The 21,726-nt window shown below is 41.3% G+C and carries 20 protein-coding genes and 1 pseudogene; 10 read left to right on the top strand and 11 right to left on the bottom strand.

What is annotated here, in order from left to right:
• Positions 1 to 23: 23 nt before the first annotated feature.
• Positions 24 to 1,484: an Asp-tRNA(Asn)/Glu-tRNA(Gln) amidotransferase subunit GatA gene (gene gatA, locus Q0541_RS08995; RefSeq protein WP_298908509.1), complete on the bottom strand. Its 1,461-nt coding sequence runs from the start codon at positions 1,482 to 1,484 to the stop codon at positions 24 to 26.
• A gap of 671 nt (positions 1,485 to 2,155) precedes the next feature.
• Here gatA and Q0541_RS08990 point away from each other — a divergent pair.
• Entirely contained in the window at positions 2,156 to 5,095 is a 2,940-nt protein-coding gene (locus Q0541_RS08990; protein ID WP_298908506.1) for a glycerol-3-phosphate acyltransferase, read from the top strand.
• A gap of 168 nt (positions 5,096 to 5,263) precedes the next feature.
• On the opposite strand, the gene Q0541_RS08985 is transcribed toward Q0541_RS08990, so the two are convergent.
• The 3 genes from Q0541_RS08985 to Q0541_RS08975 form a co-directional block, all read right to left on the bottom strand.
• Positions 5,264 to 5,695: an NUDIX domain-containing protein gene (locus tag Q0541_RS08985; protein WP_298908503.1), complete on the bottom strand. Its 432-nt coding sequence runs from the start codon at positions 5,693 to 5,695 to the stop codon at positions 5,264 to 5,266.
• Between the two features lie 8 nt (positions 5,696 to 5,703).
• A complete protein-coding gene (locus Q0541_RS08980) occupies positions 5,704 to 6,156 on the bottom strand; it encodes a DUF3531 family protein (RefSeq protein WP_298908499.1) in 453 nt (150 codons plus the stop codon).
• A gap of 99 nt (positions 6,157 to 6,255) precedes the next feature.
• Positions 6,256 to 7,188, bottom strand: coding sequence for a Sll0314/Alr1548 family TPR repeat-containing protein (locus Q0541_RS08975; protein ID WP_298908497.1), 933 nt, complete (start codon positions 7,186 to 7,188; stop codon positions 6,256 to 6,258).
• Between the two features lie 317 nt (positions 7,189 to 7,505).
• Here Q0541_RS08975 and Q0541_RS08970 point away from each other — a divergent pair, with 317 nt between their 5' ends.
• Complete coding sequence (locus Q0541_RS08970) at positions 7,506 to 8,180, top strand: ABC transporter ATP-binding protein (RefSeq protein WP_298908494.1); 675 nt, start codon at positions 7,506 to 7,508, stop codon at positions 8,178 to 8,180.
• Between the two features lie 89 nt (positions 8,181 to 8,269).
• Entirely contained in the window at positions 8,270 to 9,037 is a 768-nt protein-coding gene (gene rsmG / locus Q0541_RS08965) for a 16S rRNA (guanine(527)-N(7))-methyltransferase RsmG (protein WP_298908492.1), read from the top strand.
• A gap of 164 nt (positions 9,038 to 9,201) precedes the next feature.
• Here rsmG and Q0541_RS08960 read toward each other — a convergent pair whose 3' ends face one another.
• From Q0541_RS08960 to Q0541_RS08935, 6 genes are all read right to left on the bottom strand, one after another.
• Complete coding sequence (locus tag Q0541_RS08960) at positions 9,202 to 9,678, bottom strand: hypothetical protein (RefSeq protein WP_298908489.1); 477 nt, start codon at positions 9,676 to 9,678, stop codon at positions 9,202 to 9,204.
• A 492-nt stretch (positions 9,679 to 10,170) separates the two neighbouring features.
• A complete protein-coding gene (locus Q0541_RS08955) occupies positions 10,171 to 10,974 on the bottom strand; it encodes a superoxide dismutase (RefSeq protein ID WP_298908487.1) in 804 nt (267 codons plus the stop codon).
• Between the two features lie 112 nt (positions 10,975 to 11,086).
• Complete coding sequence (locus Q0541_RS08950) at positions 11,087 to 12,208, bottom strand: ABC transporter ATP-binding protein (protein WP_298908485.1); 1,122 nt, start codon at positions 12,206 to 12,208, stop codon at positions 11,087 to 11,089.
• An 89-nt stretch (positions 12,209 to 12,297) separates the two neighbouring features.
• Positions 12,298 to 12,393: a hypothetical protein gene (locus tag Q0541_RS08945; RefSeq protein WP_298908482.1), complete on the bottom strand. Its 96-nt coding sequence runs from the start codon at positions 12,391 to 12,393 to the stop codon at positions 12,298 to 12,300.
• A 92-nt stretch (positions 12,394 to 12,485) separates the two neighbouring features.
• Positions 12,486 to 12,704, bottom strand: a complete 219-nt coding sequence (locus tag Q0541_RS08940) for a type II toxin-antitoxin system HicB family antitoxin (protein ID WP_298908479.1) — start codon at positions 12,702 to 12,704, stop codon at positions 12,486 to 12,488.
• Positions 12,705 to 12,729: 25 nt separating this feature from the next.
• The gene (locus Q0541_RS08935) at positions 12,730 to 13,458 is read right to left on the bottom strand and encodes a GUN4 domain-containing protein (protein ID WP_298908477.1); all 729 of its coding nucleotides are present in this window, start codon (positions 13,456 to 13,458) and stop codon (positions 12,730 to 12,732) included.
• A 274-nt stretch (positions 13,459 to 13,732) separates the two neighbouring features.
• On the opposite strand from Q0541_RS08935, the gene Q0541_RS08930 reads away from it, so the two are divergent.
• From Q0541_RS08930 to Q0541_RS08910, 5 genes and pseudogenes are all read left to right on the top strand, one after another.
• Entirely contained in the window at positions 13,733 to 15,154 is a 1,422-nt protein-coding gene (locus tag Q0541_RS08930; protein ID WP_298908474.1) for an NADP-dependent isocitrate dehydrogenase, read from the top strand.
• A gap of 502 nt (positions 15,155 to 15,656) precedes the next feature.
• Positions 15,657 to 15,983 (top strand): annotated as a pseudogene (locus Q0541_RS08925) (IS4 family transposase); the annotation flags it as partial.
• 390 nt (positions 15,984 to 16,373) lie between these two features.
• A complete protein-coding gene (locus Q0541_RS08920; protein WP_298908472.1) occupies positions 16,374 to 17,282 on the top strand; it encodes a hypothetical protein in 909 nt (302 codons plus the stop codon).
• A gap of 570 nt (positions 17,283 to 17,852) precedes the next feature.
• Positions 17,853 to 18,449 carry a hypothetical protein gene (locus Q0541_RS08915; protein WP_298908468.1) on the top strand — a complete coding sequence of 199 codons (597 nt, stop codon included), beginning with the start codon at positions 17,853 to 17,855 and terminating at the stop codon, positions 18,447 to 18,449.
• A gap of 133 nt (positions 18,450 to 18,582) precedes the next feature.
• Complete coding sequence (locus Q0541_RS08910) at positions 18,583 to 19,053, top strand: transposase (protein WP_298908532.1); 471 nt, start codon at positions 18,583 to 18,585, stop codon at positions 19,051 to 19,053.
• Positions 19,054 to 19,405: 352 nt separating this feature from the next.
• Here Q0541_RS08910 and mtnA read toward each other — a convergent pair whose 3' ends face one another.
• Positions 19,406 to 20,467 carry an S-methyl-5-thioribose-1-phosphate isomerase gene (gene mtnA, locus Q0541_RS08905; RefSeq protein ID WP_298908465.1) on the bottom strand — a complete coding sequence of 354 codons (1,062 nt, stop codon included), beginning with the start codon at positions 20,465 to 20,467 and terminating at the stop codon, positions 19,406 to 19,408.
• A gap of 608 nt (positions 20,468 to 21,075) precedes the next feature.
• Between mtnA and Q0541_RS08900 the strand changes: the two genes are divergently transcribed.
• The gene (locus tag Q0541_RS08900) at positions 21,076 to 21,231 is read left to right on the top strand and encodes a hypothetical protein (RefSeq protein ID WP_298908462.1); all 156 of its coding nucleotides are present in this window, start codon (positions 21,076 to 21,078) and stop codon (positions 21,229 to 21,231) included.
• Positions 21,232 to 21,316: 85 nt separating this feature from the next.
• A partial coding sequence (locus tag Q0541_RS08895; protein ID WP_298908460.1) for a DUF2235 domain-containing protein occupies positions 21,317 to 21,726 on the top strand: 410 nt, incomplete at its 3' end.

Raw genomic sequence — 21,726 nt, 5'->3', positions numbered from 1 at the left:
TAACCAATGCCCAATAACAATTTTCAAGATATTTGCGGTTTACGCAGATGCCAAGTAGTGGATTGCTCATAAGCGTAAGCTACCTGAAACAGTTGGTCTTCTCGCAGCACATTGCCAATCAGCTGTAATCCTATCGGTAGCCCCTGATCATCAAAACCACATGGCAAACTTAAACTAGGTAAACCAGCAAGATTCACAGGAATAGTCATCAAGTCATTTAAATACATACTTAAGGGGTCAGTAGTTTTTTCCCCTGCTTTGAATGCTGTAGTGGGAGATGTAGGACAGACTAACACATCAACCATGCTAAAAGCCTTTTCAAAATCTTGTTTAATCAGAGTGCGGACTTTTTGCGCTTTTAGGTAGTAGGCGTCGTAATAACCAGCCGAAAGTGCGTAAGTGCCAATCATAATGCGGCGTTTAACTTCTGTACCAAAACCAGTGGCACGGGTACGAGTGTACATCGATAGCAGATTATCTACATCAGGAGCGCGGTAACCATATTTAACGCCATCGTAACGAGCCAGGTTTGCTGAGGCTTCTGATGGGGCGATAATGTAGTATGTGGGTAAGCCATAGCGAAAGCGGGGACAGGAAACTATATGAATCTCTGCTCCCAAACTTTGTAGTTGATCTACTGCTTTGGTAATAGCTTGTTCCACTACAGAGTCCAACCCTTCACCAAAAGTTTCTTTAATGATACCGATTTTTAGCTGACCTCTGGGTTTTAAATCTGGTATAAAGCTGGCGGCGTAGTTGGGAATGGCAACTTTGAGGCTGGTAGAGTCTTTGGGATCATGACCTGCGATCGCACCTAATAATATTGCGGCATCTTCCACTGTGTTTGCAAATGGCCCAATTTGATCCAAAGACGAAGCGTAAGCCACCAAACCATAACGGGAAACCAAACCATAAGTTGGTTTCATGCCCACCACACCGCAAAAAGATGCAGGTTGCCGAATCGAACCGCCAGTATCAGAACCGAGAGCAACCACACATTCTTGCGACGACACCGCAGCAGCGGAACCCCCCGAAGAACCGCCCGGAACCCGTGACAAATCCCAAGGATTAGCCGTGACTTGATAGGCAGAATTTTCTGTAGAACTACCCATCGCAAACTCATCCAAGTTGGTTTTGCCAACCATTACCGCCCCCGCATCTGCCAATTTTTGCGTCACCGTTGATTCATAAGGCGGTATGAAATTTTCCAAAATCCGGGAGGCGCAGGTGGTAGGAATTCCCTTAGTACATAAATTGTCCTTGATCCCAACCGGAATGCCTGCTAGCAGCCCAATTTCTTCTCCCGCAGCAATTTTGGCATCCACAGCACCCGCCTGCTCTAATGCCCGTTCTGCGGTGACACATAAAAAGCTGTGCAATTTTGGCTCTAAGGCTTGAATGCGCTCTAAAGCTTCTTGGGTAATTTCAACGGCAGAACGTTCTTTTTTAACCAGCTGTTCGTGCAACTCGCGGATGGATGCCATGATTGCTCTCTTTGTGACTCAAGTCCTTGATTTTAGTACATATTGTAATTTAGTTACAAAATCCCTAGCATTTTCAGCCTTCCCCTCTGCTTTTCTGCTTGTTTTTGTAATTTAATTACAAAATCCTTAGCATTTTCAGCTTTGCCCTCTGCTTGTTCCCCATGCCCTATGCCCCATACCCGATCATTGTAAAAATAAGACTAATACCTCTAAAGAAATAAGTAATTATGGTGATGGAAAAATTGTCAAGCTTAAACAAAATAATATTAGGAATTTAACATCATCCGCAAATAGAAGGACTACAATCAAAACGGACAAATATCTCATGCCCCAACAAAAGAGGATTACAAAGCTGTGTCCGACTTAAATCGAGGAATAATGAAATTTGAGGGTGCAGATTCCCCAAAAGTAGTCACTATCTCTACCGTGTTGCTTCTGGGATCGATCGCTGCTCTGATCATCTGGGCGCTGCAAGCTGCCTATGCGCTAAACTAAAACCATTAGTAGTCTAGAAGGACACTTGTCTTAAACGGTTTCCGTCGTAGCCAAGTGTCCGTTAAGTAACTAGTAAAAAAAAACGCTCTATTAACCATCAAAAATTTCAGAAAAACTTTAGATTTGAGATTTGAGGTTTTAGATGGAAAATTTAAATCTAAAATCCAAAATCCAGAATGTTTGAACCTTGGGGTATCTTAGTTATTTTAATTGCCTGCCCCCTCTTGGGCGGATTACCCCTGATTGCATGGATCACTTACGCGCTTACGCATAAGCAATTATCACAAGTTGGTACAGGAAACATTAGTGTATCAGCTGCCTTTTATCACGGCGGTAGGTTTGTAGGAATTCTGGCAGTCTTGTCAGAAGCTTTTAAAGGAGTTGCAGCAGTCTTACTCACCCGCGTTTTCTTCCCAGAGGGATCGCCTTGGGAATTGATTGCCCTGATCGCTCTGGTAATAGGTAGATACTGGGTAGGCAGAGGCGCAGGTACGACAAATGTAGTCTGGGGATTTGTCGTACATGATCCACTAGTAGCAATATTTGTATCTTTCTTTGCAGTCATTAGCTTTACAATTCTGCAATCAAGACGGGTAGTCAAATTTGGGGTTTTGCTTCTCTTTCCTTTGTTTGTGGCACTTTTGCACATTAGCGATATCCCCAGAATGCTTGCTGCTGTGGCCTTAGCTGGTTTAATGGGCTGGATTTATACAAAAATTCCTGATGATCTGAACCTGCCAGCCCAAGAGGCGCAAACAGAATCGCAAGCGATGTTGGAATTTTTACGCGGCGATCGCGTGATGGTTTCTCTAGATGAAGAGTTGGATGCTGCCATAGTTGGAGAAAAGGCGGCTACATTATCTCAAATTAAGCGCTGGGGCTATCCAGTCCCGAAAGGGTGGGTACTAGCCCCGATTGACGATCCTCAACTGTTGACAGAATTTCTCCAGCCATCAGAATTATCTCCCTTGGTAGTGCGTTCTTCTGCCATTGGAGAAGATTCAGAACAGGCTTCCGCCGCTGGGCAGTATGAAACAGTTTTAAATGTTACCAGCCCACAGGCATTGCAGTCAGCGATCGCCCAAGTTCAAGCTTCTTACAATCAGCCATCTGCCGTGCAATATCGGCGCGATCGCGGCTTGAATGACACAGCAATGGCAGTGCTGATTCAACAACAAGTCCAGAGTATATATTCTGGCGTAGCTTTTAGCCGCGATCCCATTACTCAGCAAGGTGATGCGATTATCATTGAAGCCCTTCCAGGAAGCGCGACGCAAGTCGTTTCGGGAAAAGTCACACCTGAACAATATCGCGCTTTTGTCCTTGAGACAGAAAATTCCTCTTCTGTGCAATTAGAGGGTCAAGGACGAGTCCCACAAGCATTAATCAAGCAAGTTGCATACTTAGCTTACCGACTCGAAAAACGTTATCATGGCACTCCTCAAGATATAGAGTGGAGTTACGACGGTCAAACACTCTGGGTGTTGCAATCTCGACCGATCACCACTCTCTTACCCATCTGGACACGTAAAATCGCCGCTGAAGTGATTCCCGGAGTAATTCACCCTTTAACATGGTCGATTAATCGTCCATTAACTTGTGGAGTTTGGGGAGAACTTTTTACTTTAGTTTTGAGTAATAGCTTCTCTACCAGAGGCTTTGCCAACGGCAACCGCAAAGCCGAACGCGCCTTGGGGTTAGATTTCACCCAAACAGCAACTCTGCATTATTCCAGAGCCTATTTTAATGCATCCCTCTTAGGAGATATTTTTCTCCGCATGGGACTGCCGTCAGAAAGTTTGGAATTTTTAACCAGAGGAGCTAAATTCAGTAAACCGTCTTGGGAGTCAACTTGGGAAAATTTGCCCGGACTAGGGAAGTTGCTAAAGCGGGAATTAAATTTAGAAAAGGACTTCAAGCGGGATTATCAAAAACGGTTTATTCCTGGGTTGTCGCAGTTGGCGCAGGAAGATATAGATAACTTGGAACCATCCAAGCTGTTAATAAGAATTGACTTTATTCTGGAGTTGCTGCGCCAAGGGACGTATTACAGCATTTTAGCTCCCTTAAGTGCTGCTCTGCGGCAGGCGATTTTTCGGGTGAAGGATGGGCAAATTGATAACAGCGTTACCCCAGAGGTGGCGGCATTGCGATCGCTGAGTGCAATCGCTACAGATGCCAAGCAGATATTGCTTGAGTTTGAACCACAGCAAGTATTTGAGCAGTTAAAGCAAACTCCAGAGGGAGAGAAGATCCTACAAGAATTTGACGAATTGCTTCAGGATTATGGCTATTTAAGTGAAGTGGGAACTGATATTTCCGTTCCCACTTGGCGGGAGAATCCCCAGATGATTAAGCAGATGTTTGTACAGTTAATGCAGGGTAACGAACCACAATCAGGCGCTAAAGACGCGATTAATAGCATTTTTGCTGGGAAACGCAAACGCTCTTTTATACAACGGCGTGTAGATATCAAAGGACGAGTTACCGAAGTTTATTCACGGATTTTGGCTGAATTGCGTTGGAGTTTTGTAGCTTTAGAGAAGATTTGGTTAAAGTCAGGCTTACTTAAGAAAACAGGAGATATCTTTTTTCTAGACTTTGATGAAGTGCGGCGTCTAGTAGTGGGTGAAGATTCCAGTTTAATTGAGCAGTTGGATGAGTTAGTGGAATTGAGGCGATCGCAATTCGTCCAAGATAGCGAGATCATTCAAGTACCCCTTTTAGTCTATGGCAATACACCCCCTCACCCCTTAGCTCCTTCTGCACTCTACTCTGACCAAATCTTACAAGGTATTGGAGCCAGTCAGGGCCAAGCTGAAGGCAGGGTGAAGGTGTTGCGAAATTTACAAGACGTGCCGGAGATTGACCGAGATACGATTCTGGTAGTACCTTACACAGATTCCGGCTGGGCACCTTTGTTATTAAGGGCTGGAGGATTAATTGCCGAAGTTGGGGGACGGCTTTCTCACGGTGCGATCGTTGCTCGTGAATATGGGATTCCCGCTGTGATGGATGTTCGAGGTGCTACATGGCTCCTGCAAGATGGTCAACGGGTAAGGATTGATGGGTCTAGCGGTATTGTAGAATTATCTAACGATTTAAGACCCAATTGACACTCTCATAGGACTTACGCTTGTGATTGCTTGACTGCGTTCGGCAATGACAAATTATTTGGAATGCTCCCAAATCTAAAGCAGAATTAACACGGATTGGCCTTTATTGGAACGATGCCTGCGGCGGGCTATTTGGCGTTGCATCTACCATTGAAATTTCCAAATGATTTATAAATATTCAAAAAATACCTCAGGTACTAATCTGAATTCCCCAGATTTCAAGCGAGAAATATCTATCCATAACGCCCTATGTTTATGAGTTTTTGATTCTGAAAAAACTAAACTTTCCAGTTGATAAAATTTTGAATCAGCAAAGTCACATTGATAAAGCTGAATAATTTCATGACCTTGCCTACCATTAAATGTAAACAGGTTCTCTATACAACCTAAATAATTAATATTCGTTAAGTCTGCTTGAATTTCCTCTTGAAACTCCCGTTGTAAAGCGTCGCGGCTGGTTTCAGCAAATTCAACCCCACCGCCCAAAGCCCGATAAAATGTTTCTTGTTTTACGGGATCGTAGCCTTCAGAAAGAAATATGCGTTCGCCATCCCGAATTAGCCCCAAAGCTATTACCCGAATTTCGCCTGCTTTATTCATTTTTGTCACTAATTATCATAAATAGACTGAGGACGACTTTCGCTATCCTCAACTGGCCAATCTGAATTTTCGCCACCAATGTATAATTCTTCAATGGTGACATATTCCTCACTTAGCTGTGTGAGGGCGTTGATTAAAATATCCAGGGCGATCGCATCACTGGTTCCTAAGTCAAACCAACAACGTCCCCATTGACCCTGGTATTCAAACTCACCGATGTTGTGCATCAGTGCGAGCAGGCTTTTTTCATACCCTTGTGCATCATAATTCATGTAGCTGATATCAAGTCCAGTGTCCTGCACCTGGAGATTCTCGGCATTAAATGCACCCAATTTACCTAGATAAAACCAGGAGTTGAAAACTTCTTCTACATATTGCTTTTCACGCCCAGAAGGATTTGTGCTGAATTTCAGCCAAATCCACATATCAAAAGGATTAATTTCGCGGAACTGAATCTCCATTTTGGTCTAATATCTCAACTACTCTTCTGGAAATAAGCATATCAAAGTAAACAATAGGGAATAGAGGAAAAATTTTTCTCCTTTGCACCCAATGCCTAATTACCCAGGATTATTCAGGCTAACAGTCCTGCTGCGTTCACGCTCAATTTGTTTGACTAAATCGCTTGGGAGTTGGGATTTTTTAGTCAATGCTTTGTCAAAATTAGCGATCGCTTCCTGGATCATCTGCTGGCTTTTTTCTTTTTGTCCTAGTTGTTTCAGGATTTGAGCTTTGAGATAATAAATTTCTGGATTATCGGATGTGGTTTTGATCGCCCGGTTGACATACTCTAGGGCTTGGGGATACCGTTTTAAATCTCGGTAAGCAAGAGCAATACCCCGATCCACGAGATACTGAGGAGCAGCATTTTGTTCTAAGCGTCCAATTGCCTGATCTGGGCTAGCAAAAGGCAAATTAACCGCCAACAGTAAATCCATATAACCCTTGATTAAACTCAGTTCTGGATCATTGGCAGAAATTGCTTCAGCTTTGTCTAAATATTCATAAACTTGCCGTAACCGACTAAAGGCTTGCGGCACACCGTTGACTGTACCCTCACGGGTGAGAACTACTGCACCCTCTAAAAAATAACCAACAGCAGTGTATAAATTACCACGCAATGGATCGCTAGGAATCAGTTTTTGCCCGGTTTCTAAAGTTTTTTGACTGTAGGTGTCTAGTTTAGCCCAATCCTTATTTCCGTATGCTAAAGATGCATTCATGGCATAAGCTAGAGGTTCATTTGGCTCTTTGGATAGTGCTTGTTGCAGATAACGCTCTGCCGCTGGATAGTTGCCCTGTTGGAAAATCGCTTTAAAAGCTGCTTCTGTTTGGTCGCCAATTTGATGAGGTTCGCGATTGCGAAATGGATCACCAGCCAGGGAGGGATTTACCCAGAGATTAAGTGCGATTGCAACGCCAAAAGCAGTCTGAGCAAAGGTAGTGAGTCTAGCAAACACTACTAATCGAGGTGAAGAAAACCTTTTAGTCATTTTAACCCTCAGAAGAATTGCGGTTGAAATAGTTGTATGTGTTACTTAGAATGCAAAAAATGGTTAATCTGAACTTGCCTCTGCTTCAACTAAAATTTTTTATATAAAGGTTGACTTTGGTAATTTTTCCATGTTCCCAGGCTTGTTGTAGCCAAAGTTTTAAGGGTGAGTCTGCCACAATGGAGAAAAAGTGGATTATTCTTGCTGCTAAATTAAGGTGTTAATCCGGGTAATGCGCTAGAAATTTTTCCAGAATTTTCCAGATGCTCTCAGTGTAGCTAATCAGTAATTTGCTGACTTTTTGGTAATTTTAACAAATGCTCTATCTCCGAAATGTAATTTATCACCCGACAGCGTGCCCAACAGCGATTCTCAAATCGATCAACTTGGAATTAGCACCCCAGCAGCTAGGTCTGATTATTGGCCCAAGTGGTTCGGGAAAAAGTACCTTACTAGAAATTTTGTCGGGACTAGCCGAACCTACTACTGGCGCACTCTTCTGGCGGGAACAAGAACTGATACCCGAACAGCTACAACAATTGGCTGGCTTGGTATTTCAGTTTCCAGAGCGGCACTTTTGCGGTGGTTCAATTTTAGAAGAATTGCGTTTAGGACATCCTGAGTTAGGGTCAGAACGAGTTAGACAGGCGCTGAGTGAGGTGGGATTAGAGCATTTATCGCTTTCCGCTGCCCCTCATGCCTTAAGTGGTGGTCAGCAACGACGTTTAGCTTTGGCAGTACAATTGATTCGCCAGCCAAATTTACTGTTATTGGATGAACCCACAGCTGGGTTAGATTGGTCAATGCGTCGGCAACTAGTAAGTTTATTGGCAAAACTGAAACAAGATTGGACACTGTTAGTAGTGACACACGATGCTGGGGATCTGTTAGCGATCGCAGATCGTTGCTGGACACTCAACCACGGTGAACTACAATCAGTAGACCCAAAGACACTGGAAGGCAAAGTAAAAGAACCCCTACCAGCAGTATGAAAGGAAAGCAGGGAAAATGATACAGATAAGGGAGATCATGGAGATGGGTAGATAAGTAGATAAAGAAAATAACTCCTAACTCCTAACTAATGACTTACTTATTGCCTGAGATGGCAGAAATTTGGCAGCAAACTCTCAATTGGCAACCAACAGCCCAACAGCAAGCGCAATTCCAAAGGCTTTATGAGTTAATCCTAGAAGGTAACCGCCAACTAAATTTAACTCGGATCACTGATCCCCAAGAGTTTTGGGAAAAACATCTCTGGGATTCTCTACGAGGAATTGCACCTCTGTTATCAGCAAATTTCTCCCCTACTCCTTTACTTCCCTGCTCCCCTGTTCCCTCTGCTCCCTCCGCTCTCATCGATATTGGTACAGGCGCAGGTTTTCCGGGTGTTCCAGTGACAATTACTGTACCTAATTGCACAATTACTCTTCTCGATTCCACTCGGAAAAAAATTACTTTTATCGACAATATACTAACTGAACTTGCCCTTACCAATGCCAAAACTCTTGTTGGTAGGGCTGAAGAAATCGGTCAGCACCCCCAGCATCGACAAGCTTACGATATTGCATTGATCCGTGCTGTAGGGGCAGCCTCTGTCTGTGCAGAATATACCTTACCACTGCTCAAACAGGGAGGTTTAGCCATAATTTATCGCGGTAATTGGACAAAGGAAGAAACCACGGATTTACAAAATGCTGTTAGCCAGCTAGGTGGTGTGATTGAGTTAATTGAAAAATTTACCACTCCTCTAAGTGATAGCATCCGTCATTGCCTTTATGTGCGTAAGATAGCAAACACAGCACTTAATTTTCCTCGTGCTGTAGGTGTACCTTCTCAAAAACCGCTTTGAGTAGGAGTCCGTGCCAGAAAGAGGGTGTTGCTGAGTGAAAGGATGAATTAGCCACATAAAATGACTCCTCCCCGCAAGGGGGAAATGAGCAAAAATCAAACTTTGTCAGAGCAGGGTTGGTAAAGATATTGTTTGGAGGAAATTAACTAGACAAAATATTAGCCCTAATTCCTCAGAATATACCAAGTGCCATTACTAGGTCGCCATACTGCGAAGTCACTCTTAATAGAGAAATTATAAATGCCAGGGGCAGGAATATCACCATTTACGCCCAATTTTCTAATAACTACTTGACCTGTAGAACTGTTAATTCTATACCAAGTACCATTACTTGGTCGCCATACTGCAAAATCAGTTCTAGCATCATCATCGTATTTACCAGGGGCAGGAACATCACCATTTACGCCCAATTTTCTAATAACTACTTGACGCGTATAACTATTAATTACATACCAAGTACCATTACTTGGTCGCCATACTGCAATATCAGTTCTACCATCCTTATCATAATTGCCGGGAACGGGAATATCACCAGCTACACCCAATTTTCTAGTAACTTGAGCTTGTGCTTTAAAATTTAAAATTCCAATAAATAATGGAATAGTTAAAGCAACCATCAATAATTTGCAATCAATCTTCATGAGAGTATCCTCCTTATAATTAAGTTGATGAAATCAAAAAATTATAATTTTATAGAATTTTGGAAAGTATAAGTAGTTTAATACGATATGTGTAATCTAAATTACAATATATATATTCATATTTTTAAAGTAAAATTAAACTATGTTAAATTTAAAAAAAGAAAAAAAATAACTGCAAGCGTTGAATAAAGCTAATTATTAAATAACACCTTCGCCAAAAATAGAGGTAGTCTAGCTTTTAATAAGGTTCGTTTCTATCCTCTGGCTAGAAACGAGGTTTTTAAAGGAGTTTTACCTTAATTTGACATGCATGGGCGTTGCCGTGCCCCTACGATAAATCTATATGTATCAAGGTTTTTGTTAATTGGTATTACACTTTTTGGTGAAACAATCTATCCTTTACACATTTGGTATTACATAAAAAACTGGCAGCAGAATGTTGTTTCTGTAGCCAGTTTTTAAGTACCTATTGCTCTAAATTATTGTCTGGTTTCAGGCAAATTTACTTGCTGCTGTGAACTGATTGTTAATCTCATCCCAATTAACCACGTTCCACCAAGCATCTAAATAATCGGCGCGGCGATTCTGGTAATTTAGATAATATGCATGTTCCCATACGTCATTACCCAGAATGGGGTATTTACCTGCACTTAAAGGACTATCTTGGTTAGCTGTAGTTGTCACTTCCAACTTGCCACCTTTGTTACGCACTAGCCAAACCCAACCACTACCAAAACGACCAGCACCAGCTTCGTTAAACTGTTTTTTGAAAGCTGCAAAAGAGCCAAAATTTTGATTAATCGCGGAGGCTATATTTCCTGTTGGTTCTCCCCCACCTTTTGGCTTCATAATTTTCCAGAACATTGAGTGGTTTACATGACCACCGCCATTATTGCGTACTGTTTTGCGAATATCTTGTGGTACATTGTCAAGTTTCTGCAACAGTTCTTCAACAGTTTTACCTTTGAGTTCTGGGTGTTTGTCTAAGGCCGCATTCAGGTTTTTTACATAAGTTGCGTGGTGTTTATCATGGTGAAATTGCATCGTTTTGGCATCGATGTGCGGTTCCAGTGCTTCGTAAGCGTAAGCTAAAGGTGGTAGTTGGATAGCTCCTGTTGTATTTAGTGCTGTATTTGGTGTTGTATTTGGTGTTACATTTGGTGTTGTATTTGGTGTTGTATTTGGTATTGCAGTCTTTGCTTCAGGAGATTTCTCTGCCAATGCACAAGCATCTAATGCAAAAGCACCCGCACCTGCTGTGAGTAAAAACAAGAAATGGCGTCGATTAATAGTCATATAAGTTTTTGCAGCTAATCCATTAAGTCTCTATTGCAGTTTTTATTTTCTTAGATTATGGCTACAAAAAATTGGGAATTGGCGATTATTTTTTGGCAGCTTAAAAAACTATTTATAAGATTCTGTCCCCAGTTTTGGGATCAAACACAAACAATTGATTTAAATCGAGTTGTAGAGAAAGGCGATCGCCTGGACGCGGACGCACATCCCCACCCACCTGAATATTCAACACCACCGCCGAACCAGGTAAACCAGCACGAATCAAAGTTTCCCTTCCCAAGGGTTCCACCACTTTTACTTCTACTGATAACTGTCCTGAGTTTTGAGTTTTGTTAGCGGATAGCTGTTGTTCAGCCCGTTCTGAGTCAGGATTAATTTTTATATGCTCTGGACGAATCCCCAAATCAAAACTGTGTCCTTGACGCGACTGTAATTTTTCTTTCACAACTGCTGGAATCGCTAATAACTGTCCACTCACATCAAAACCGTTATTTTCATAGATTGCAGGTAAAATATTCATTGGCGGACTGCCTAAAAAACTTGCCACCATCTGATTAGCAGGACTTGCATAAATAGTTTGGGGATCGCCGATTTGTTGAATCCGCCCTCGATTTAGGACGACAATTTTATCAGCCAAAGTCATCGCTTCAACTTGATCGTGGGTGACATAGATTGTTGTAATGCCTAATTCTTGATGTAGCTGTTTCAACTCTGCCCTTGTATCATCGCGCAATTGGGCATCTAAATTAGATAAAGGTTCATCAAGTAAAAACACTTGTGGTTCACGAGCGATCGCTCTCCCTAATGCTACCCGTTGTTGCTGTCCCCCAGAAAGTTGTTTGGGTTTACGATCCAGCAGGTGATCTAGAGAAAGCGATCGCGCCACATTCATCACCCGTTCTTGAATGATTTTCCGGTCAACCTTCCGCATCTGCAAGCCAAAGCCGATGTTTTCCGCCACACTCATGTGAGGATAGAGAGCGTAGTTCTGAAATACCATCGCTACATCCCGTTGTCTGGCTGGGATATTATTTACTAAGCGATCGCCAATAAAGAGTTTACCAGATGTGGCGGTTTCTAAACCAGCGATCGTTCGCAAAATTGTAGACTTACCACAACCCGATGGCCCGACTAGAACCCAAAACTCACCATCAGGAATTTCAAAGGTAATGTCCTCGATCGCGGTGACGTTATTAAATCTACGCTTAATATCTTCTAGACGAACGTTTGCCATTATCCAATTTGAGATAGTGGGTTTGGAATTGGTAGAAAACTTCCCAACTCTATGATTCCAGCAATGCGATAAACTCTTCCCTCGTCAGTTCAGCATCGCGTAGTATTTTGCGTAGATAATCCTTTACCTATTGTTTTACCAGTATGAACAGGAATAGTTACTAAGCGTCCATTCTCATGTTCCATTTGTACATGAGATTTTTAACACACTGCCTGAAATCCTATTTTCTCAAGGGCGTTAATAACTGTTTTACCTGTTAAAACTGGTAGTTTTGGCATTAAATTACTACCTTTTGAATACCTATAAATTCTGGTATTTCTTCATCACTTTTTGTTTCTAAACAAAGTTCAATTACTTCTTTCATACTAGCCATTAACTGATCAATTGTTTCTCCCTGACTGTAACAGGCTTTTAGCTGAGGGACTTCTCCGACATAGTAGCCATCTTCATCTCGTTCAATGATGACGTAGAATTCTCGGTTAGTGGGATTTATCATAATCTATTTGTACGTAGGCTCAAAATCATTTTTCTGGATTCTTCGACCAAGCAGGGTGAGAAAGTAAAGAAGCAAAGACTCGTACCCCCCGAAGTTGATTAGAAAGGGGTAAGTGACCTCTAGGCGCACTCAATTCCCAGGTAAACTCGTTAGGATATCGCGTCCAATTGTTACCTTCTTTCCAGCCAATTTTCGGCCAGAAATTCTCCCAGTTTTTACCCAAACTCAACCAGATTTCTCGCTGCACTGAAAAGCCAAATTTACCTTCGGAGTGGACTAACCATAGGTTGTTAATGGTTTGCAAGTCAACAGCGGAGGAATTTTCTACCTCACTAAAATACAACCATTTTCGTTGTACAGCCGTTGGCCCTGATAGCTCACACATTTTCTCTATGGTCACGCGATCGGCTGCTTGGAAGTCTTGAACAGCCAGTAGTTGTTGCAAAGAATTATAATTAATGCCGCACTCTGATTTTAGAGGTACAATTCCCTCAGGAAAATAGGAGCGCAAAAATTCTTTAGCTTGAGGTGCATCAGAGTTATAGAGGACTTGGTAAGCTTTGCCATCAACCCAAGTCACTGGGTTCTCACGTCGTTTCAGTAAAAATTCCATCAACACGTCTAATCCCTCATTACCCAACTCAGCTAACTGTGGGATTATCTGTTGTTGGACTTTTTCAGACCCAGTGATTAATGGTCGTCGCAGGGAATCGATGTCATTAGCAGGGCCTGATAAAATCATTGGGTCTGTCATGCCATTCTCGTTTTAGCGGTCAGTGAAAAAGTGGTAAGCTATTAGGCTTCTTTAAGGCGAAGCACTGATAGCGAAAAGTAGTTTACTATTTTTGATCGCACAAAATTGCGATCGCTTCACTGAATCCCACACTTAATCCCCAAATAATGTACAAGGGGAATAGGGGGAAAATCTGCGCCTTATGGCTTGGTAAACAAAAGACACAGCAAAATATACAAGCCTGCCACATAGGGTTTTTTTAACTAGCAGCGTATCGATTAGGAGTGTGTGAACTATGTATGACAAGATTACCCCCCCCGCAACCGGAGCAAAAATCACCTTCAAAAATGGTGAACCAATCGTACCTGACAATCCAATTATCCCCTTTATTCGGGGCGATGGTACAGGTATAGATATCTGGCCTGCTACCCAAAAAGTGCTAGATGCCGCAGTAGCCAAAGCATATAAGGGTCAGCGTCAAATTAGTTGGTTCAAGGTTTACGCTGGGGACGAAGCTTGCGATTTATACGGTACTTATCAATATTTACCTCAAGACACTCTCACGGCTATTGAAGAATATGGTGTAGCTATTAAAGGGCCTTTGACTACTCCCATTGGGGGGGGAATTCGTTCTTTAAATGTGGCGCTGCGGCAAATTTTTGACTTGTATGCCTGTGTGCGTCCTTGCCGTTACTATGCAGGTACGCCCTCACCGCACAAAAATCCTGAAAAGCTGGATGTAATTGTTTATCGAGAGAATACGGAAGATATTTATTTAGGCATTGAGTGGCGACAAGGTAGCGAAATCGGCGATCGCTTAATAAAAATTCTCAACGAAGAACTGATCCCCGCCACCCCAGAACATGGAAAAAAACGAATTCCTCTTGATTCTGGTATTGGTATCAAACCCATCAGCAAAACTGGTTCCCAGCGTCTAGTTAGACGTGCGATCAAACACGCCTTGCTATTGCCCAAACACAAACAACAAGTGACTTTGGTGCATAAGGGCAATATCATGAAGTACACCGAAGGCGCTTTCCGCGATTGGGGTTATGAACTAGCAACCAGCGAATTTCGCCAAGAAACTGTCACTGAACAGGAATCTTGGATTTTGAGTAACAAGGAAAAAAATCCCAATATTTCCTTGGAAGAAAACGCCTGCCAGATTGAGCCTGGGTTTGATGCTCTCACTGAAGACAAGAAAGCGCAAGTTGTCAAGGAAGTTGAAACTGTTCTTAACACAATTTGGGCAACCCACGGCGAGGGCAAATGGAAAGATAAAGTTTTGGTGAATGACCGGATTGCTGACAGTATTTTTCAACAAATCCAAACTAGACCGGATGAGTATTCGATTTTGGCGACAATGAACTTGAACGGCGACTACTTGTCTGATGCCGCTGCCGCCATTGTTGGTGGTTTGGGAATGGGGCCAGGGGCAAATATTGGTGATTCTAGTGCCATATTTGAAGCTACCCACGGCACTGCACCCAAACACGCCGGCTTAGATCGGATTAATCCTGGTTCAGTGATTTTGTCTGGTGTGATGATGCTGGAGTTTCTGGGTTGGCAAGAAGCCGCAGACCTAGTTAAGAAAGGTTTAAGCGATGCGATCGCCAGTAGTCAAGTCACCTACGATTTAGCCCGATTGCTAGAACCGCCAGTTGAACCCTTAAAATGTTCTGAATTTGCCGAGGCAATTATTCAGCATTTTGGTTAAATGCATTAGTGTCAACTTAAGTTTTGGCGAATTTTATTCGCAGGCTAGCTTCAAGTCTTTTAACCTGAGATATTGTAGCATTGTCAATTAGCTCCTTAGCCCGCCCAGAAATAAATTTCTGGGCTAGTAGCTAAAGTCCATTCAAGTGGACTCAAACCCTTTGTTAGTCATCTTTAGAAGATTTTAGCTATTAGCAAGAGAATTCATTTTACAGCAATTTTCGATTTCGCACAAATGACAGGCTGACCTTAAATCTTTCAGCCAACTGACGTTGAGAGCCTTCCTTTGCAACATCCGCTGTAATCACGCGAATACGCAAATCTCCTGAGTAAGATATTAGCATCGAATCTAACAATAACTCCCTTGCCAGCTTACCGCAGTTTGTGGTTCAATTACCTGAAAATTGCTGTAACAATTGGATATCAGTTTTTACGGTGACGTTTTTTGCCTGGTTCCCAACCAGGGGACTTTCCGCGAGGTTTAGGTAGACTATTTAATGATAATATTACCAGAATTCTACGAGACACACCTCAAACAAGAATTGGGACGTGCAGAATATTTATTACTAAAAATCCTGATAAATTTATTACAATCTATTAAGACTGTCAGCATAGAAGCACTGGCTACTGCCTTACCTATCCCCATATTTTTTGAAAGTAGAAGAAAGAGAATTCAAAGATTTCTGTCTTTAAATTACATAAATATTGAAGAAATTTGGTTTCCAATTATTAAAAGCTGGATAGAGATATATTTTCCTTTTAATGAAGTTATTTATGTAGTTATAGATCGGACTAAAGGGGGACTGTATTCAATCAGACACCCCTTTTTATGATTATCATTATTGTATTACTTTGTGTAGTATACACACTACATAATTATTAAAGGTCGCGGATGCTTTGAGGCTAACAAGATAATATTTTTAATCTCTAATTCCATTTGATTTGCGTTCTCTCATATCGCTTTTAGTCTAGTTCCCGGTGCAAAACTAAATTTCCAAAAAATAAGGATACGGATTTAAGATGTTTCCAGGAACTAAAACCAAGGTTTTTAGGCTTTATAGAATGAGCCTTCTGAGTTTCGCACTCCTGACTAGTCTAAACTCCAGTCATTTCACCTTATATGTGTTTCTTTAGAGTGATTAAGTTGCACTCTGTGCTAGCTAGATTAGGTATTAGAAATAACTAACAGCTATCTGGTTTTAATCAAGGAGATTATTGATATGGTTGAGAGTAAGCAAGATTTAGACAAACAGGTTGAAAATGCTAACCGCACGACAACGGGTCAATCCTATGCTGGTTCAACTAGTACAAACATAGATGCTGGAGTATCTGGAATCGAGTATGCTAACCGTACAACAGCAGGTCAATCTTATGCTGGTTCAACTGACACAACCATAGATGCTGGAGTATCTAGACCTTCAAATGCTCCTACAATTACGCCTCAATCCGATGTTCGTCCAGCAAACGGAGGTAGCAATCCTACATTAAATAGAGCACTGATAGGAGGACTCATTGGTGTTACGTTAGGCTCATTAGCTGGCGCTTTGGCTGGTAAAAGAATAGGTAAAGGCTTTAACCACACTATAAAAGGTATAGGAGACGCATCAAAGATTATTGGTGATGGTCTTGGTCAAACAGCAAAAGGTCTAGGGGACGCGGCAAAGAGTGTCGCTGAGGGTACTATCCAAGCTGTTGTAGGTGGTACAATCGACACCGTAGAAGGGGTTGCTGACGTAGCCAAGCAAACCACTGTAGGAACACTGGACGCATTGCAGAGTACAGCAAAAGGTGTTAATCAAGCTGTACAAGTTGCTGGGGACACAGTAAAGGATACAGCACAAAATGTCGCTGAGGGAATTAAGGAAACCACGGTAGCAACACTAGACACAGTACAAAGTACAGCAGAGGGTCTTAATCAAGCTGTACAAGGTGCTGCGGACAAGGCAAAAGATACAGCAGAAAATGTCGCTGACGTAGCCAAGGAAACCACTGTAGGAACATTAGACGCAGTACAGAGCACAACAGAAGGTGTTGATGAAGCTGTACAAAGTGCTGCGGACAAAGCAAAGGATACAGCAGAAAATGCTAAACCATCTGAAAATCAGAGCAATCAATATAAGCGGAGATAGTTGCAACTAACCCGTAAATCAAGAATGATGAAATTGGTATAGGAGATATAGACCGTACCTCGACCTTGTATATTCCAGATTCAGATCAGACAAAGGGGGTTTTTGGAAAGTCGCTTATGTCTATAAATGAATGAATACCAATAGCTTCTGTTAAAGAAGACTCATTTTCAGAAAAAATTGCTCGGCTTTAGTGACTCTTAGAAACAAGCGCATAGGATTGCAAACCAATAATTTTCTGAGTTTGTAGCTGAGAGAAGTCTAATAAAGTAGTTTTTAAAGATTAAGGATAAGCAATAGTTGCTTTTTTCAAAGGACATATAGCGTTTCCTAAGCAGATGAAGTACACCCAAATCTTTTTTATCAAAGTTAGTAGCTTTTAAAACGTACCTCACTAGATCGGGAACCGCTATATACTTATTCCTTCTACTTTAAGGACTACCTGCAAACATAGAAAGTTCGTGAATTATTAGTTACTAGACAACTTACGTTTTTCCAACTTAAACTCTGCGATACTAACAAAAAAACGTCTAGGTATTGTTTTTCTGTCTTATTACAAAAGAGAAGATTATTATGAATGCAAATCAACAGTTTTCAGAGCAGCCTGAAGGAAATATTGATATCTCTACAGATCAAGCCAATAATTATACAGCAGATAAAAGCACGAATAATGACTTAGCTAAAGTAGCATTTGGAGCGCTCATTGGTGCTACATTGGGTGCACTAGCTGCGGCTTTAACTATTAAGGGTACAACCGAAAAAGTTGACAAAACTGTAAAAAGTGTAGGAAATGCTGTAAAGGGTGCCACCGGGAGTTTTAATCAAACTGTAAAAAATGTAGGAAACGCAATAAAGACTGTAGCTGACAGTGTTAACGAAACTGTAAAAGATGTAGGAGATGCTGTTAAAGATACAGCTTTGGACGTTAACAGCATTGCAATAGATACAGTGGATGCTGTTAAAGGTACAGCTGTAGGCGTTAACGATACTATAAAAAATACAGTGGATATTGTTAAGGGTGCAGCTGAAGGTGTTAAAGACACTGTAAAAGGTACAGTGGACGTAGACCAGAGTGCAGTTGAGGATGACACTCCATCTGCTAGTCAGAACGCTAATATACCTAATAACCAGACAACCTACATTTTGGTTCCACTAGACAAAAAGCAGTAACAGGCAAATTCTACCTTCATCATCAGCACTGAACTTCTTTTGTACAAAAGTGAGCGCACTATCCTAAGCATCAAAGCTGTCAATAAACCCCTTGTAAAACGGTTACGACAAGTAATCTATTCCTACGGAATAACTGGAGTTTAGACTAAATCGTACCAATACTGAGGTGTTTCTCACATATGTAACTCAGGTCTTAGCTCCTCAATTGTGGAAAGGGGCGATCATGGTTATGGATAATCTGAGGGTTCATCAGGCGGAGCGTGTAAAAATTGCCATCGAGTCTGTTGGTGCAAAAGTCAAGTTTTTGCCCCCCTACTCTCCTGATTTATCCCCCATAGAACTTTGTTGGTCGAAATTGAAGCAATTTCTCCGTTCCCGTGAAGCGCGCACACTGGAATTACTCGATCAAGCAATGGCTGACGCTGTAAATTATATTACCGAAGATGATGCCTACGAGAAGGTTCAACCACTGTGGTCTATTTACCTGAAAATTGCTGTAAGGTTCCTTACCACACTAAACGCTGTCACTCATAAAATTAAAGCTGTAGTAAGAACAACTTCTTCTGTAGTTAATAACGCTTCAAGTGTGATAAGTAACGCTTAAGTTGTTGTTACTACGGTTTAAACAGTAATTATCATTACTGAAGGTGTTATAACTAATGCTTAAGTCGTTGTTACTACAGCTTAAGCTGTAGTTATAGATGCTGAAGTTGTAGTTATAAACGTTGAAAGTGCTATAAGTAACGCTTAAGTTGTTGTGACTACGGCTGAAGCTGTGGTTATTAGACATCTCCAGAAACTGAGAATCAACCACGTTTTTATAAGGGTTTCAGGCTCATTCTTAGAGAGGTTTATTATCTTTAAGCCACTTATCAATGATCGCCTGTTCTGGCTTAGAGAAAGAAAGTCCGTCTTTGGGCATATCTTTCTCTTGACCAGTAAAGTCCCTTAATGATTTACACTACTTGCTTTAGCTGTGATTTTGCTAATTTATGAGGTGCGATCACTCCATTCTCTGTAATGATTGCTGTAATCAACTCAGCCGGAGTCACATCAAAAGCTGGGTTGTAAAAATCTACACCCGCAGGTGTGAGAATGGTATCACCAACTTGATAGATTTCTGTTGGATCGCGTTCCTCAATGGGAATTTGGCTGCCATCGGCTAATTCAAAATCAACGGTAGAAAGGGGTGCAGCTACAAAGAAGGGGATATTATGTGCTTTAGCTGTGATCGCTAAACTATACGTACCAATTTTATTAGCGGTGTCACCGTTAGCAGCAATTCGATCAGCACCCACAACTACAGCATGAATCAAACCCTGTTTCATGCAATGGGCTGCCATATTATCAGTAATTAATGTAACTGGAATACCTTCTTGCACACATTCCCAAGTGGTAAGTTTTGCGCCTTGTAAGCGGGGACGGGTTTCGTCGGCAAATAAACGTTCTAAACGTCCTTCCCTCCATGCAGAACGCACAACACCCAAGGCTGTGCCATAACCAGCAGTAGCTAACGCCCCAGCGTTGCAGTGGGTAAGTAGCGTCAGCTTTTTTGGGGTAGTGGGCAAGACTGCCAAACCATTGTCGCCGATCGCTTGACAGGTTTGCAAATCTTCAGCGTTGATTGCTTGGGCTATTTGGAAAAGGGTTTGTTTGATGTCTTCCACTGTTCCCAGCGTTTCGTAGGCGGCTTTGATCATTCGGCTAATTGCCCAAAATAAATTTACCGCCGTCGGCCGAGTAGAACGCAACAGCTGGGCTACTTTATCTAAGTGTTGCAAAAATTCGTGGCGATCGCTAGTTTCAATTTCCCTAGCACCAAGATACATTCCATACCCCGCAGCCACACCAATTGCAGGCGCACCTCGGACAATCATGGTTTTAATCGCCCGCGCCATATCTTCACTGCGGTGAATTTCCACAAATGTATATTCGTTGGGTAAGCGGGTTTGATCAATTAGTGACACTGAGTCATTATGCCAAATAACGGGATAAATCTGGTTTGTGGAAGGTGTCATAGCAATAGTAATTAGTAGATAAGCAATATTTTTTACTTTAGTAGACCTCTTGCAAAAAAGTTTTGTGGTATGATTAGGGGTTTTATAAAAAATCCATATCAGAATCTATACAGAGAACTTTTGTTACCTCATTGGGATGTTTGATAGAGATAGAAAGCAAATTTTGATAACCCATTATTGTACCATAATTTATTTTTGCAAGAGGTCTAATGCACACTGATAATTTTATTTTAAAAACCAAATTTAATTAACTAGAGTATTTTTACTTAATTATTTATATTAAGTAATTTATTTAACTAAGAATATACGTATAATAATATATAGTAAAAAGATTAATGAGAAATTCCTTAACTAAAATTTTTACTTACCTTGAAAGGGCTATTTATGACATTTATTTATTGACAAAAACAAAAACATATGTATTTATTCTTGAAGAGATTTTAATTACAGGTTAAATATATGACATTTATGTTCTTGTTTTTAAAACACTAAAATAAGTAAACTCTTATTTAAAACTAGGTTTTAATTTCTTGATTAGATTGAAAATTATTATCCTTTTCAAGTGGGAAATTCTTCAGTTTCAACCAAAAGAAAAAAAGGAAAAAAGCATGATTAAGCAGGCAAGCTTTATACCTACTGTTGATTTAGTTATCGTTATTGATACTAGTCCTTCGATGAAGGATGAAGCCCAGGCTTTCAGCGATGCTGCTGCTAGTGCGATCGCCTTAATTTATCTTAACTTGATGCTGCGATCGCTGTCATAAAATTTTATTTTACTTAGTTAGTAAAAAGTGTTATAAAACCAAAAACATCGTTGATTTAATTACTCAAAGCCTTTGAAATACAAGTATGAAACGTCTTGTTATATGCTGTGATGGAACCTGGCAACAATTAATAAGTCCTTACCCAAGCAATGTGGTTAAGTTAGCTCAATCTGTAAAACCGATCGCCAGGGACGGGGTTACACAAATCATATTTTATGACGAGGGCGTTGGAACCGAGAGTCAAAAGGTTTTAGGGGGAGCTACCGGACTAGGAATCGATAGAAATATAGAAGATTGCTACCGATTTCTTAGTCTCAATTATGTTACTGGTGACGAAATCTATCTGTTCGGCTTCAGTCGCGGTGCTTACACAGTTAGAAGTCTAGCAGGGATGATCTATTGCTCCGGTCTTCTAGACCGCCCTCATGTCACCAAAGCACAGGGAGCATCCCAATTGTGCAAAAAGAGGGGGAGAAGCCAAAAATATTCGCGAGA

It is taken from the genome of uncultured Nostoc sp., assembly GCF_937863485.1.
Lineage (GTDB): Bacteria > Cyanobacteriota > Cyanobacteriia > Cyanobacteriales > Nostocaceae > Nostoc.
This window is presented reverse-complemented; position numbering and strand designations above follow the sequence as displayed.

What these genes read in the sequence shown, in the direction of transcription:
- gatA (WP_298908509.1), bottom strand. Translation starts at nt 1,484, where the DNA reads ATGGCATCCATCCGCGAGTTGCACGAACAGCTGGTTAAAAAAGAACGT.
- Q0541_RS08990 (WP_298908506.1), top strand. Translation starts at nt 2,156, where the DNA reads ATGTTTGAACCTTGGGGTATCTTAGTTATTTTAATTGCCTGCCCCCTC.
- Q0541_RS08985 (WP_298908503.1), bottom strand. Translation starts at nt 5,695, where the DNA reads ATGAATAAAGCAGGCGAAATTCGGGTAATAGCTTTGGGGCTAATTCGG.
- Q0541_RS08980 (WP_298908499.1), bottom strand. Translation starts at nt 6,156, where the DNA reads ATGGAGATTCAGTTCCGCGAAATTAATCCTTTTGATATGTGGATTTGG.
- Q0541_RS08975 (WP_298908497.1), bottom strand. Translation starts at nt 7,188, where the DNA reads ATGACTAAAAGGTTTTCTTCACCTCGATTAGTAGTGTTTGCTAGACTC.
- Q0541_RS08970 (WP_298908494.1), top strand. Translation starts at nt 7,506, where the DNA reads ATGCTCTATCTCCGAAATGTAATTTATCACCCGACAGCGTGCCCAACA.
- rsmG (WP_298908492.1), top strand. Translation starts at nt 8,270, where the DNA reads ATGACTTACTTATTGCCTGAGATGGCAGAAATTTGGCAGCAAACTCTC.
- Q0541_RS08960 (WP_298908489.1), bottom strand. Translation starts at nt 9,678, where the DNA reads ATGAAGATTGATTGCAAATTATTGATGGTTGCTTTAACTATTCCATTA.
- Q0541_RS08955 (WP_298908487.1), bottom strand. Translation starts at nt 10,974, where the DNA reads ATGACTATTAATCGACGCCATTTCTTGTTTTTACTCACAGCAGGTGCG.
- Q0541_RS08950 (WP_298908485.1), bottom strand. Translation starts at nt 12,208, where the DNA reads ATGGCAAACGTTCGTCTAGAAGATATTAAGCGTAGATTTAATAACGTC.
- Q0541_RS08945 (WP_298908482.1), bottom strand. Translation starts at nt 12,393, where the DNA reads ATGGAACATGAGAATGGACGCTTAGTAACTATTCCTGTTCATACTGGT.
- Q0541_RS08940 (WP_298908479.1), bottom strand. Translation starts at nt 12,704, where the DNA reads ATGATAAATCCCACTAACCGAGAATTCTACGTCATCATTGAACGAGAT.
- Q0541_RS08935 (WP_298908477.1), bottom strand. Translation starts at nt 13,458, where the DNA reads ATGACAGACCCAATGATTTTATCAGGCCCTGCTAATGACATCGATTCC.
- Q0541_RS08930 (WP_298908474.1), top strand. Translation starts at nt 13,733, where the DNA reads ATGTATGACAAGATTACCCCCCCCGCAACCGGAGCAAAAATCACCTTC.
- Q0541_RS08920 (WP_298908472.1), top strand. Translation starts at nt 16,374, where the DNA reads ATGGTTGAGAGTAAGCAAGATTTAGACAAACAGGTTGAAAATGCTAAC.
- Q0541_RS08915 (WP_298908468.1), top strand. Translation starts at nt 17,853, where the DNA reads ATGAATGCAAATCAACAGTTTTCAGAGCAGCCTGAAGGAAATATTGAT.
- mtnA (WP_298908465.1), bottom strand. Translation starts at nt 20,467, where the DNA reads ATGACACCTTCCACAAACCAGATTTATCCCGTTATTTGGCATAATGAC.
- Q0541_RS08900 (WP_298908462.1), top strand. Translation starts at nt 21,076, where the DNA reads ATGATTAAGCAGGCAAGCTTTATACCTACTGTTGATTTAGTTATCGTT.